Source organism: Staphylococcus edaphicus (assembly GCF_002614725.1).
In the GTDB taxonomy this organism is placed as follows: Bacteria; Bacillota; Bacilli; order Staphylococcales; family Staphylococcaceae; genus Staphylococcus; species Staphylococcus edaphicus.
In genome coordinates this window covers 43925-55490 of sequence record NZ_MRZN01000018.1, presented here as the reverse complement: position 1 = coordinate 55490, position 11566 = coordinate 43925, and the positions used below count along the sequence as shown (strand labels likewise).

Genomic DNA, 11566 nt, shown 5'->3' with positions numbered 1-11566 from the left:
ATTGGCGAGACTGGAACAATTAAAACAAGCTATGCGATCAGAAACAGAAAATATGGTAGAGCAAGCAAAATCAGATGTAGAATCACATAAAAATGATATTCAACAAATCATTGAAGTCATCAATAGTGCGGGACAAGCGCTAGATGGGGCATTTGAGGGTGAAGCAAGTGAAGCTGCACAAACTAATGTAACAAAATTAAAAAGTAAGAATATTGAAATGAATACGGATTTTGAATTTTTAGTCGATTCATTTAAAGTAAATTAGAAGACAGTACTTAAAATCCCCCATCAGCAGAAGTGTTGGTGGGTGTTTTTTGTTTAGACTAATGGGTATTGTAGTAAAAACAGTTTTAAGGGGCTGGTAAAAATGAATAAATTTAAATCAGTAATTAAGTTTATTGTGAAAATTATTTTGTTAACAATTTCAGGTCTGTTCGGTTATCAACAAGTAAAACAAGAAAAAATGGATGGTTTTAAATAGAAAAAACATAACTTAATTGAGGTGGGTACTTTTATATGAAATTATTATAATTCAACTCAATATGTAAGTAGTTTTTCAAGAGCAAAAAGGTCATAATTTTGATAATAAGGGCAAGGGAATGAACTGGGAAGCATTAAATTATGCTAACAAACACCTTTATAATGTTTTCTTGAAAACCTACGAATATCCATAGGATCAGATTTAGGATTGAGTGGGATGATAAAACAGAAGAGGAAATGGATAAGAAGTACCCTAATAGAACTAAATTTATAGATGATGTTCCGTTGGAGGATTAGAAATAAGCCCATTATCAATGATAGTGGGCTTATTATTTTAAGTGAGTAAATCAAATATGAATTTTGATAAATAGTTTTCAACAAATGCTGCTACTATAAATAAAGGTAAAGCAATAAAAATGTAAATTTTTATTAAATTAGTTATTGCTAGTTTGATAGAAAGATTCTGTTTTTTGTTTTTTCTTAAAAGATTGCTAATCTTTCTGATAATAGATTGATTTAATTTGAATAGGCTACTAGCAACAAAGCAAAATGCTAATATTTCTATGAAGAAGTGAGGAATTGCAGATATGGTTAGCATAATTCCTTTATAATTATCAAAGTTAACTGCAAATCCTAAAGCTATAGCAGGAGAAATTGTTGTACTGATTATATTTAAATAATATAAAAAAGGAATTGGAATGATAGCTAGTATCAGCATTTGAAAAGGAACTCTAAAGCCATTGTTTAATATATATTCCCAAACTTTTTGTAAACCTTCTGCATTGGCCACATTTTTAGGTATACCATTAAATATGTTTTTAATGGTTTCAGCAGACGGGCTAAATATAATGGCTAAAATAAAGGTTATTATGAAAATCAATAATGTTGTAGCTAAAAAGCTTAATGTTCTTTTGATATAAGTAGCATCATGAATTTTAAGCATGTTTCCTCCATTTAATAAAGATTGTTTATGTAACTAATATTACACTATCAAATATTTATTATAATTAATAGGTGATTCAAATAAAGTTTTATAACTTCCACTCATCAGTATAAGTTCTGGTGGGTGTTTTGTTATTGTTATATATTTTAATGCTGATAAGATGCTTAGGAAGTCAATTTATACAGATAGACAATATAAGTTTTTAAAAATATGTTAATATATTTGTGGGTTATGCTCAATATTATTAAAAAAGTAAGGAGAAAATTATGCTAAGTGGATTATACGATGTTTTAGGCTTTTTTATTGATCTATTTATGGGCAAGTATTCCCAATTTTATTTAATAGTATTTGTATTAATAATTGTGTTAGCTGCTATAATAGATGTGTTTATATCGATTGGTTCTAAAAAGTCAGGAAGTAAATTACTATTGTTTATTAAAAGTTTAGGTATTCATTTTGTTGGTATTATAGTTTTTTGCGGTATTATTTTATTTATAAATAGGACATTAACTTTTATACCGTTCTTTCATATTAACTCTAAATCAGAAGAGTTGATGGGTTTAACTGGTATTACATTATATTTATCATTACTTTTTGTATTGTTTGTAGGACTCATTTTCATGAAAATGAGAGGGAGCAAATTATTTTGTGTTGTAATTCAGTTGTTAATTGCTATAGCTATTTTTTACATAGGGACTTTATTATTAAATTTCTCAGTACCGTTTAGCATGCCAATTATACTAGCAGATATTGTTATAGTTGTTTTAATTGGGGATATACTGATGGAATATGTAGATTAAATTGCCTAATACTATAAAGAAATAGTGTATAGAATTCCAACACAAAAAGATAACCCACTTTCTCTGGTAATAAGAGTGGGTTTGATATTATGAATGGAGGTATAGTTTGTTTACTCCAAATATCATCATGCTTATTCTTACTATATTGGTACTATTATTCATATTGGTTTTTGGTTTGATACTTGATAAACCAATGATATACATGTTTATTGCATTGTTCATTCATTCAACACTTTTATTCATCATTCGCTATTTTTGGCAAGATAAAACGTTTGGAGATGCTTTTACACATTCCTTTGATCTTCTTACAATAATAATTGTAATTATATTTGTTATATACAAATTCAATAAAATTAAATCGAATGAATAGTGTTGAGATACGTAAATAGTATCGGACTGTTTAATAGTATGTAATAGAATTGTGTTCGTGAAGTTCCTCTAGATCTTTATCCTTTTTTGAGCCGTTCGTATGGATGGCTATTTTATTAAATGATTGAACTTAAAAATTGCGAACAATGTATTCGTAGTCGAATAGACTATGAATTATCGCTACTATGAAATGTAATCGTTGCTTATAATATACTGCTCAGGGTAGGCGCTTATGCGTCTGCCTTGTTTTTTTTGTTAACATTAAGTTGCAAACAACAAGTGATAGCTTTTTATTTTATATAGGGGTGTGATTGTTTTGAAAAATAATGACGAACTAGATCAAGGGTTTATTATATCAACTGTGTTAAATGTCTTTTTCATGCTAGGGCTTATTTTCATTATGCGTTTAGATAATTTGTTTATATTAATACTTTACGTTCTTATAATAGGTATAAATGCAATCTATTTAGTTACGAAATCTATGAAAGTTAGAGATGACCAAAGGAATTAAAAATATCAATTGATTAATTGTGGAGTATGGTTTGTAGGAGAAGGATAAAAATAAAGTGAAGGTGGTAAGTTATGAAGAAAAAAGATTTGAAAATTTTAAAGATTACTTTCTCTGGGGTAGCAGCTATTTTATTTTATATTTCTGGGTTGTGGATTATTAGTGCTTTTTTTGCTTTATTGTCATTGTATTTTATGGATAACAAAAAAGAATGAGATAATAAACCCAATACTTTAAAAGACTATTCTAACCATCCATACATATGACTGGGTGATTGTTTTTGTGGTTGTGGAATTGGAAACGTCAAGTGAAGCATAGACTGGGAATACTTCTTTGAAATTCTAGTATGAAATCTAATTAGTAGTAAAGGTTGGATGTAGTCCGCAAAGTACTTCTACACAAGATTATAAAAAGATAGAAATAATCATAATGAGGTTAAAAGCAAGGCTATTGATGAATAATATGTTTTCTAAGTGCGACCTTCTACATTTGTTATCTAATACAGCAGTAGATAAGATTCGAAATAAAAGCACTATTGGAATGGAAGAACTCCAGTACTAAAATAATTATTAGTAAATATTTCCTTTTCATTTCTATAATAAATATAAAGGTGAGCGTTACTATGGAAGACAGTAAAAAGCGCGGAACAATGAAGAAGAGATTTGATATGATTTCTATTACTCTATTTAGCATATCAATTTTCATGTTTATCATCATGATGATTATTTCTTTATCTATAGACGTGATGCCTAGTGATATACCTTATATGGCTCCAGTAGGTACGTTACTCATTTATCTATCAGTTATAATACAAATCATCCCGCTAATTATCGATAAAAAACTATTCAAAGCATTAATATTAGCATTGGCCATAGTTGTATGGATTATATTGTTTGAAGTCCTATAATTTGAAACTAATATTTCCATGCCACCCATAAGTATAAATACTGGTGGGTGGTATTCTTATTGTTGCATTTATTAATGATGATAAGACAATTTGGTACATAATTTAGACATATAGGCAATATAAGTTTTATTATAATTATGTTAGTATGAAATTAAATTTGTAATAATTGTCGTTAGGGGGAATATAATGAAAAATAGGTTTATAACTGGTCTCAAAGATGGACTTTTTGTTTTTGTCGTAGTAGTGCTAGTTGCTATTTTTTTTAATTATACAGGGATTCATTTTGGACACAATAGAATTTGGAGTAGTTTAGGTAAATTAGAATTGATTAATATATTTGAAGAAAAAGAATTAAATGGCTTACTTATTTTAAGTGTGATTTTAGGAGCTATGGCATTTTTAACAGGATTTTTTTCTACTACTTAAGATAAAAAATCTAAGGAATTAATGAGAAAGTAACTACGGCACATAATTTTTAAACGTTGGTAAAAGTGACGAACTATGTTCTGTGAAAATTGGAAATGTTGTATATCTAGTAGTAACACACGGGCGGCTTCAAGACAAATCATTAGTGAAATAAGAGAGGTTCCTAGAGTACCATTAAGCCAAGCTAAAGACATATGAAAAGGTTATATAAAATAACAATCTATCCGTTGAATTGATTGAAAGTATTCTTTGTTATGTTTGGTAATTTGATTATCTGTATTTAAATAAAATTGACTAAAATGTAAGAAGGCGGTGTTGTTATGAGTATAAAAGAAATGTGGAACTATTTGTTAAATAAAAAATGGGAATCAGATGACGTTTGGATGCTGATTTTGTATGTGGTAATTGCAAGTTGTTTCGTAACTCCTTTGTTAGGTGTACCAATTGGCATTATCGCATTTTTAATCCTTAATGAAGATGTTTTGCAAAAGTAGTCGCTCTGTCAGAACGTCTATATTATATAGGGAAATGGATAAGTAGAATACATAGCGAGGAGTGTATTATTGTGGCAAAGTATTTCACTTCTATTAAAGTAGTCCTATATTTGTTGGCTATCATAATTATACAACCTATTGTATTTAATGCGCTTGATTTAAATAGAGCTATTATATTAGAAATTGCAGGTCATAGCATATTCATAATTATAGGTTTAATATTTATACGCTTAAGTTTTTATTTCGATAAAAGAGATAATAGAAACTAAAAAACTACCAAATATGACAATGCATATAGATGATGTTCCGTTAGAGGAAAAAAATTAAAAGAGCCTAGCAATTTAAAGCTAAGCTCTTATTTTATACTCTTAAATCAAGATATAACTTTTCTGCATATGGCAATAATTCAGGGATATAATTTCTAGCATATCCTTCTATAAATCTTAAAGCTTGAGAGTCTGTTAGTTCATCATATTTAGCTACATTTTCAATTAGTATAGCCTTAAATTCTTCAATATGCATAGCATCAGTATTTTTGTTATTAGACAACCTTGAGAATGCCATAAATACTTTTTCATATTCATCAAGAGTGATGCCTAAGTCTAAACATAAAAGGCTTATTGATTTTGTATTGTAAGGATGATGTCCTACGATTTCAGCTAGTTCTGAAACTGCTTGATAAAGTAATCTTATATCATCTTTATTTTCAAACATTATTTTCACTCCTAAATAAGTTATTGACTTCATTTTCCTGTAACGGTTTTAACTACTTCAACAAATTTACCTTTATTATTTAGCATACACTTAACAACTTTATATGATAGTTATGTTAGTGTAACATTGGTTGTGAACTACATAAAATGTGGAGGGAAACAATGCTAAACATTAAAACAGGATTCATTTCTATAAAGGTATACTTGTTTCGTGTGCGTAGTGTGATTTTAACTGCTGCAATTATGTATATGTTTGATATGAAAGAAGTAATCAAAGGCATATCTAACTCAGTTGAGAAATTTTCAAGACTGAAATCCATTAAATTATGCATTATAAATGATGGATTAATAGTTCCAATACAAGTGTTTATAATGTCACTACCACTCGTTCAATCATTAATCACTAGACAATTGCCACAATTGAATTGTAGGTTTTATACATTTGAGTACTAATAAAAGAGTCTATCTAATATTTTTGATAATAACTTTTCTAATTTATATTACTTTACCAATAATTTTTGATAATAATTCTTTTGAAGTACGTTTGTTCGCTATATTCCCTTTACTGTTTTTGGGTGCATTTTTATTTTTTTCTAACTCTAATGATAAAAAGTAATGAAACCACCTGTATTAAAGTGATGATTAATTATGAGGGGGAGATATTATCCCAAAATCACAGCAAGTTATTCTAGCAATTTTATTAGTTTTAATCGTGTTTAATTTTTTCTTGCCTATCATTGGCGCATTTTTCCAAATGGGAATAATAGAATTTGGTTCTGTTGTTATAAAGATACTTGATTGTATAACTTTAATAGTTGCAATCGTCTTTGTATATAGACAAATTAAACGCAAAGGCTTATAAATAATGGTTTGTACCCCGCTTTCAAAATAGAAGCAGTTTTTTTATATGTATGCAATATATATTTAATAAAAAGTATGTTAAAGTGAAGCTGATTTCTGGTTTGTAAAATATCTATAAGAAAATAAGCAGAGTTAAAGGTGAATTAGGTATGTTGCTAGCAATATTGGGTATGTGGTTGTGTATAGGTATGGCCTATTTAGCTGTTTGTTTAAACAAGCAAAGAAATAATGAACAAGAATAAATAGAAGCACATTGGCTAATTGTAATCGTACATTTACAAAGAGGGGAATAATAATGAAAAAAGATAGTAAGTTTTCTTATATTGCTGATTTAATGTTGGCAATAGGATCTTGGTTCATATTTATGAGTTTGTTTTTTTATATTGTACCTAGTAAATATAATGTATCGCCTATTCTAACAATGATAGGAATATTATGTTTAGGCTTTTGTGGAGTTATAATTAAAATGAAAAATGTATATCTAGCATACACAGCTATGCTTCTATCTATTATTGCGTTACTTAAAACGATATTTTTCTAGTATAGAAAAAGTGCTTGCCATTAGGTTAGGTTTTTTGCTTTTTGATTTGGATTATTTAATAATAGACAAATTATTCTGTTACTGAGTTTAAAACAATAGGGGGTTATTGATATGTGGAAAAATATTGAGATAAGCGTATCGTTAATTATTTTGATAGGTGCACTCATCTTTGCTATTTATTCATTTTATGCTAATTCCATCGCTATGGGTGTTGGGGCTTTGATTGTTGCGTTAGTGAACTGCTATTACATGATTAAGGAATGGAAGGAAAAGAGGGATGAGGATTATTTAATGTTGTGGTATCTTCTGAATGTTGAAATATAAGATGTCGAGAGGTGTGTTCCATTGGTTTTCATCTATATAATTTTATCAGCTATCTTACTATATTATGCCATTAAATATGGTATTAGAGATGGCTTGATTGATCGAGATGCTCATAAAGAAGAACTTATCTATTTAAATAAATGTGCGAGTCTATTTAAGGAAATAGGCGATGTCTACAGTGCAACGAACAAGGAAAAGAAAACAGATGCTTACAAACTATATGATGCATCACTTGATGTATTATTGTCTGAAAAGGCATCAAAGGAAAAATATGAGGCTATGCTTGAGTTTAAGAAGAGGATAGTTTATTTGACTAGCGAATCATAAGACAATTAGAACTAGGAGATAATTACTATGGATATACTGAAATTGATATTTTTAATTTTATTTGTGATTTCACTCATCTTGTTCATTAGCTATTCTGTCTTTACTTTTTATTTTATTTTAAGTAAGAAGAAAAATGAAGTCTCTGATAATGTATATAAAGCAAAACTCAAAAAAGTTGGAATCACGAATAGTTTGATGCTTGTTTTACTGGTATTAGTTACAGTTGTTTATACGCTGATTTCTTGATTTGCCCTTGAATGTTTGAAATTGTGAAATTTCAAAGTGTTAAATGCTATGGTAGATATTCCTAAGGGTACAAAGGGTTATGATTTTTCTGAATAGGCTAATCAGCGTCTATGTAATCGCATTTTAAAAACTTATGAATAGCTATTACATCACACTTCGGAGTGATATAATCATCACGTAAGACCCCCTCTTAAGCTTAAGAGGGGGTCTTTGTGGTAGTCATTCATAAATAGCTTTTTATCTGTCAATCGTTCTGAGATGGGATATAGTGTTTTTAAGTCAGTTTTTCATACTATTGAAGGCCTTTAAGATATTATTTTGAATCGTTATCCAGTTTATTAGAAAGTTCTTCTAGTTTGTTTTTTACTTCGCGTAGGGTGTGGGTGTCAGCAAATGTAAAACTGAATTCATTCCCTTTATTAGTTTCAGCATGTATCGTTACTAATTCATTGTACGCATCATGTTCAATACTGTAATTTAAAAGTTTCAATCTTTATAGCTCCCCTTAATCAAAAATTAAATTTACTACATAAACAATAAAACATTAGATGGTCACGGCTTGCGCTGCTTTATCTTGCTGTCAGCAATGTTTCAATGACGCTTATAATCAATATAGCCATTTGAGTTCTTGAACTGTCTCACTTTTTAAATTAAACGAAGTTGGATGAGCGTGTAGTTGTTTCTTGTATGTTGCGGCATTTTGTCTATCACGTAGTAATACATCTAACCCAGATGGCGTTACTAATGTAGATGAAAATTTAATAATGAGTATGTCTGAATCGATATAAAGCGTTTCCCATTCGCTTGTGAAAGGTTTTAACATCCCTTTTCCTCTCCAAATGAATAGGCCTTTCTTCAAAGTGTCATAGCCGACGATGGATTTAGTCTTTCCCTTTGATTGATACTGTACTTTATCAAGTATTTTTAATGGATCTGAATTTAATATTGAATAAGTGATAGAAGGGTTTGTTTTTTTTCCTGAAGTCCACATTTTAAATGTAGAGCCTATGATGTACCATTTGCCTGGCAAGTTAGTTAAATAGTCGATAGTTGCCACTCCTTATAAAATAAGCTACTCAAACAGTATTTGATTATGTATCGAGTAATATTAAAACGAGGTGTATGTATTTCTGGATGATGCGTAATAACATTGAGTTTAGTCATTAGATTTACGTGTCTAATCGCAAGTCTGAGCATCTCTATCATAAGCTTTGTCATTTAAAGTATCAAAAAATTCATCAGAAATAGCAAGTAAAAATACTTTGAATTTTTCATACAGTTTAATCATAAAGTTGTATGAAACGGTGTGTCTATTTTATTCAAATTGTAACCTTGAAATAATTGTATAATAAAAAATTATATTTTGCCATATGTTTGTAAAAATATATTTATTTCTTTAGTGTATTATATGTAGTATCAACAGAAGGTGTTAGAACTAGACTATGTAGTAGTGAATCTGTAGTTAATGATGTAAAAAAGAATGAAGAAAAGTTCAAAAAATTACATGTTTTTGTAGACGCTTATTAGTGAAAATGTGTGGCGTTATTTAAAGCTAAAAGATAAGCGAATAGCGACATTGATATGTGGATGGGTCTTTTGTAAATAGGAAGTTGTATTTTAGTTTACAATAAATTGTTTTTGATATAATATTGATGAGCACACCTTAGGGTGTTGTAACAGAGTGGGTCTGGTATGCGCCTTAAGGTGTGTATCCAGACAAACTTCTCAGCCACCCTTTTTTAGGGTGGTTAATTTTTTATAGGGTATGATGCTAATGATTCTATCTAATTATATAGAAATAATCGAGACCTATTTTGTTTATGAATAATTTAGCAGGGTATTATTTATTGTCTTGCTTATAATATGGACTTAATAGTTGTTTTAGACGGTTAAGACAACTTCAAATAATATATAGTAAGAATATAAAATGTACTTGTCATACATTTGGAGAGGAGCGCTTACGTGCTTTCCTCTTTTTTTGTGTCTTAGTTTATTACGTCGAATAACACAAGTATTTAACTGTTATGGTTAATCGATAGCGCGTGTATTTTCTTCATATTATAGGTGTTATTAGGAGTATGTTAATTTATAATTAGGTTGCTAACAATTTTGGTAAAGTTTTATGGGTAAAGGCATTGGGAATAAAATGTATAAGTCGGTGGAACTATGACAAATAAAGTGATTTTGAAAGCTTTACTATTAGTATTTGGATTGTTAATTTTATCTTTTGATTAATAGGCAATTCACAGATTATATGTACTGGTTCTGGTGGCCTTGATTATATGAGGTGGGTTTATTGCCACAACACATGCTATGTTAGATAAACAAGACGTCTAATAATGAATATATTACTTATTATCGCCATAGCTTAATCTGTTATAGATAATGTTTAAACGGTGCATAAGTTGATTGAACTTTTAGAATTAATTGATTAATGAGGTGTTTATATGAAAGTTCTTAGAAAGGTATTTGCCACAATCATTTCATTTATTGTAGATGTGATTGGGGGAAGTTTTTTAAGTTATTTAGCAGATATTACATTTTTAAATAAAATCTTTTATAAAAAAGATAAAGATGGCGAAGTTAGAAAGAAATAGTGATGTCTTATTTAGTTGTTTAGACTTCGGTTTGAGGTGTGTATCTGCGTATGAGCATAGCGCTTTTAGCTAATCCCACGTATTAAGAAAACCAAATAATCTAAAGTTAGTATTAGTATGATGTTTATTTAGCAAGCACTTTATTCAATATATATGGTACCAATGTAAGTAAGAAAATAATTACCGAAATTGAATAAGAAGCATACGTAAAAATATGCAAAATCTAAGTCTTCACAATTTTTGATTTCTACTGAATGCGACAACAGTATTTAATCATTTTTATGTATTTCAAAAAGCGACTTTTCAAAAATGAAAAGTCGCTTTTTGAGTAACAGGCTAATGGAATCAGTCTGTAGTGCTATATTTTTTCTTTACAAACCAATAATTCATACATCCTAAAATGATCAACGCAATAAAAGTAATGAGTGATGGATACTCTGACATCAAATCAAAAGTTGACTGTGTCTGTCCTAAATATCTTGTGAGCATGGTTATAATTAGAAAATAAACTAACCAAATACAAGTTCTTGCTAACGTTTCTAAGATAATGGAACGCTGCTTTTCGCTATAGCCTGAGTGATCCTGTTTGTTTCCAGTGGCTGCATCTGGTAAATACTTAGTGATGATGATTTGCCAAATTATTGAAAAAACAAAGATTGAGATGAAGAATAAAATTGTTTTCATATTAAATACTCCTAAATCTTTATTGGAATAAAATGTAACTTATATCCAAAAAACTGTCAAACTGCGTAAACCTTTTAAAATAATAGTGCGTACTACTAAATAGCAAGCCTGTGATTTGTCTGTCGATAAAGCGCAGATTTAATAGTTTTAGCGATAGGTTGTAATGCGGATAAATCATTGTTAGCAAAATCAATAATGATTTTATGGTTGATCATGTGTAAGACATCTTGTGGCAGCGTGTCATCTACCAATGAAATCAAAGTATTATATTGTAGTTCTTTGCTTTATGATTATTCACATAGTAAATGAATGCTAAAAATAATTGGACGAAATCATCTTGTTCAAT

General features: G+C 29.1%; 19 protein-coding genes. 14 read left to right on the top strand and 5 right to left on the bottom strand.

The genetic code is table 11. The annotated features are described in order from the left end of the window. Position 1 precedes the first annotated feature (1 nt). Positions 2-265 (top strand): WXG100 family type VII secretion target, encoded by a 264-nt coding sequence (locus BTJ66_RS10555; protein WP_099090915.1) that lies wholly within the window; start codon positions 2-4, stop codon positions 263-265. A gap of 549 nt (positions 266-814) precedes the next feature. Here the strand turns inward: BTJ66_RS10555 and BTJ66_RS10550 are convergent. Further along, positions 815-1423 (bottom strand): stage II sporulation protein M, encoded by a 609-nt coding sequence (locus BTJ66_RS10550; RefSeq protein WP_099090914.1) that lies wholly within the window; start codon positions 1421-1423, stop codon positions 815-817. A 266-nt stretch (positions 1424-1689) separates the two neighbouring features. Here BTJ66_RS10550 and BTJ66_RS10545 point away from each other — a divergent pair, with 266 nt between their 5' ends. The 7 genes from BTJ66_RS10545 (at position 1690) to BTJ66_RS10520 (ending at position 5196) form a co-directional block, all read left to right on the top strand. Then, entirely contained in the window at positions 1690-2223 is a 534-nt protein-coding gene (locus BTJ66_RS10545; RefSeq protein ID WP_099090913.1) for a hypothetical protein, read from the top strand. A gap of 676 nt (positions 2224-2899) precedes the next feature. Next, positions 2900-3103, top strand: coding sequence for a hypothetical protein (locus BTJ66_RS10535; protein WP_420801885.1), 204 nt, complete (start codon positions 2900-2902; stop codon positions 3101-3103). Between the two features lie 71 nt (positions 3104-3174). Then, positions 3175-3315 (top strand): hypothetical protein, encoded by a 141-nt coding sequence (locus BTJ66_RS13665; protein ID WP_167380391.1) that lies wholly within the window; start codon positions 3175-3177, stop codon positions 3313-3315. 407 nt (positions 3316-3722) lie between these two features. Beyond that, entirely contained in the window at positions 3723-4007 is a 285-nt protein-coding gene (locus tag BTJ66_RS10530; protein ID WP_099090911.1) for a hypothetical protein, read from the top strand. 186 nt (positions 4008-4193) lie between these two features. After that, positions 4194-4433 carry a hypothetical protein gene (locus BTJ66_RS10525; RefSeq protein WP_099090910.1) on the top strand — a complete coding sequence of 80 codons (240 nt, stop codon included), beginning with the start codon at positions 4194-4196 and terminating at the stop codon, positions 4431-4433. Between the two features lie 320 nt (positions 4434-4753). Further along, a complete protein-coding gene (locus BTJ66_RS13520) occupies positions 4754-4927 on the top strand; it encodes a VraH family peptide resistance protein (RefSeq protein WP_153043334.1) in 174 nt (57 codons plus the stop codon). 71 nt (positions 4928-4998) lie between these two features. Further along, complete coding sequence (locus BTJ66_RS10520) at positions 4999-5196, top strand: hypothetical protein (protein ID WP_099090909.1); 198 nt, start codon at positions 4999-5001, stop codon at positions 5194-5196. 91 nt (positions 5197-5287) lie between these two features. Here BTJ66_RS10520 and BTJ66_RS10515 read toward each other — a convergent pair whose 3' ends face one another. Next, positions 5288-5641: a hypothetical protein gene (locus tag BTJ66_RS10515; protein ID WP_099090908.1), complete on the bottom strand. Its 354-nt coding sequence runs from the start codon at positions 5639-5641 to the stop codon at positions 5288-5290. Positions 5642-5802: 161 nt separating this feature from the next. Between BTJ66_RS10515 and BTJ66_RS10510 the strand changes: the two genes are divergently transcribed. The 5 genes from BTJ66_RS10510 to BTJ66_RS10485 all read left to right on the top strand — a co-directional run bounded on the left by BTJ66_RS10510 (position 5803) and on the right by BTJ66_RS10485 (position 7939). Further along, positions 5803-6093 carry a hypothetical protein gene (locus BTJ66_RS10510; protein ID WP_099090907.1) on the top strand — a complete coding sequence of 97 codons (291 nt, stop codon included), beginning with the start codon at positions 5803-5805 and terminating at the stop codon, positions 6091-6093. A gap of 703 nt (positions 6094-6796) precedes the next feature. Then, positions 6797-7042, top strand: coding sequence for a hypothetical protein (locus BTJ66_RS10500; RefSeq protein WP_099090905.1), 246 nt, complete (start codon positions 6797-6799; stop codon positions 7040-7042). A gap of 111 nt (positions 7043-7153) precedes the next feature. After that, positions 7154-7366: a hypothetical protein gene (locus tag BTJ66_RS10495; protein WP_099090904.1), complete on the top strand. Its 213-nt coding sequence runs from the start codon at positions 7154-7156 to the stop codon at positions 7364-7366. A gap of 21 nt (positions 7367-7387) precedes the next feature. Continuing rightward, positions 7388-7693 (top strand): hypothetical protein, encoded by a 306-nt coding sequence (locus BTJ66_RS10490; protein WP_099090903.1) that lies wholly within the window; start codon positions 7388-7390, stop codon positions 7691-7693. Between the two features lie 27 nt (positions 7694-7720). Further along, entirely contained in the window at positions 7721-7939 is a 219-nt protein-coding gene (locus tag BTJ66_RS10485) for a hypothetical protein (RefSeq protein ID WP_099090902.1), read from the top strand. 313 nt (positions 7940-8252) lie between these two features. On the opposite strand, the gene BTJ66_RS13660 is transcribed toward BTJ66_RS10485, so the two are convergent. Together BTJ66_RS13660 and BTJ66_RS10480 are read right to left on the bottom strand one after the other, a co-directional pair. Beyond that, the gene (locus BTJ66_RS13660; RefSeq protein WP_167380390.1) at positions 8253-8429 is read right to left on the bottom strand and encodes a hypothetical protein; all 177 of its coding nucleotides are present in this window, start codon (positions 8427-8429) and stop codon (positions 8253-8255) included. A 117-nt stretch (positions 8430-8546) separates the two neighbouring features. Then, entirely contained in the window at positions 8547-8996 is a 450-nt protein-coding gene (locus BTJ66_RS10480; protein ID WP_153043333.1) for a hypothetical protein, read from the bottom strand. Between the two features lie 1390 nt (positions 8997-10386). Here BTJ66_RS10480 and BTJ66_RS13655 point away from each other — a divergent pair. After that, entirely contained in the window at positions 10387-10536 is a 150-nt protein-coding gene (locus tag BTJ66_RS13655) for a hypothetical protein (protein WP_167380389.1), read from the top strand. Positions 10537-10881: 345 nt separating this feature from the next. On the opposite strand, the gene BTJ66_RS10475 is transcribed toward BTJ66_RS13655, so the two are convergent. After that, on the bottom strand, positions 10882-11220 hold the full coding sequence (locus BTJ66_RS10475) for a hypothetical protein (protein ID WP_099090900.1): 339 nt from the start codon (positions 11218-11220) through the stop codon (positions 10882-10884). Positions 11221-11566: the final 346 nt, after the last annotated feature.

What these genes read in the sequence shown, in the direction of transcription:
- BTJ66_RS10530 (WP_099090911.1), top strand. Translation starts at nt 3,723, where the DNA reads ATGGAAGACAGTAAAAAGCGCGGAACAATGAAGAAGAGATTTGATATG.
- BTJ66_RS10500 (WP_099090905.1), top strand. Translation starts at nt 6,797, where the DNA reads ATGAAAAAAGATAGTAAGTTTTCTTATATTGCTGATTTAATGTTGGCA.
- BTJ66_RS13655 (WP_167380389.1), top strand. Translation starts at nt 10,387, where the DNA reads ATGAAAGTTCTTAGAAAGGTATTTGCCACAATCATTTCATTTATTGTA.
- BTJ66_RS10515 (WP_099090908.1), bottom strand. Translation starts at nt 5,641, where the DNA reads ATGTTTGAAAATAAAGATGATATAAGATTACTTTATCAAGCAGTTTCA.
- BTJ66_RS10475 (WP_099090900.1), bottom strand. Translation starts at nt 11,220, where the DNA reads ATGAAAACAATTTTATTCTTCATCTCAATCTTTGTTTTTTCAATAATT.
- BTJ66_RS10550 (WP_099090914.1), bottom strand. Translation starts at nt 1,423, where the DNA reads ATGCTTAAAATTCATGATGCTACTTATATCAAAAGAACATTAAGCTTT.
- BTJ66_RS10545 (WP_099090913.1), top strand. Translation starts at nt 1,690, where the DNA reads ATGCTAAGTGGATTATACGATGTTTTAGGCTTTTTTATTGATCTATTT.
- BTJ66_RS10495 (WP_099090904.1), top strand. Translation starts at nt 7,154, where the DNA reads ATGTGGAAAAATATTGAGATAAGCGTATCGTTAATTATTTTGATAGGT.
- BTJ66_RS10525 (WP_099090910.1), top strand. Translation starts at nt 4,194, where the DNA reads ATGAAAAATAGGTTTATAACTGGTCTCAAAGATGGACTTTTTGTTTTT.
- BTJ66_RS13665 (WP_167380391.1), top strand. Translation starts at nt 3,175, where the DNA reads ATGAAGAAAAAAGATTTGAAAATTTTAAAGATTACTTTCTCTGGGGTA.
- BTJ66_RS10510 (WP_099090907.1), top strand. Translation starts at nt 5,803, where the DNA reads ATGCTAAACATTAAAACAGGATTCATTTCTATAAAGGTATACTTGTTT.
- BTJ66_RS10485 (WP_099090902.1), top strand. Translation starts at nt 7,721, where the DNA reads ATGGATATACTGAAATTGATATTTTTAATTTTATTTGTGATTTCACTC.
- BTJ66_RS13520 (WP_153043334.1), top strand. Translation starts at nt 4,754, where the DNA reads ATGAGTATAAAAGAAATGTGGAACTATTTGTTAAATAAAAAATGGGAA.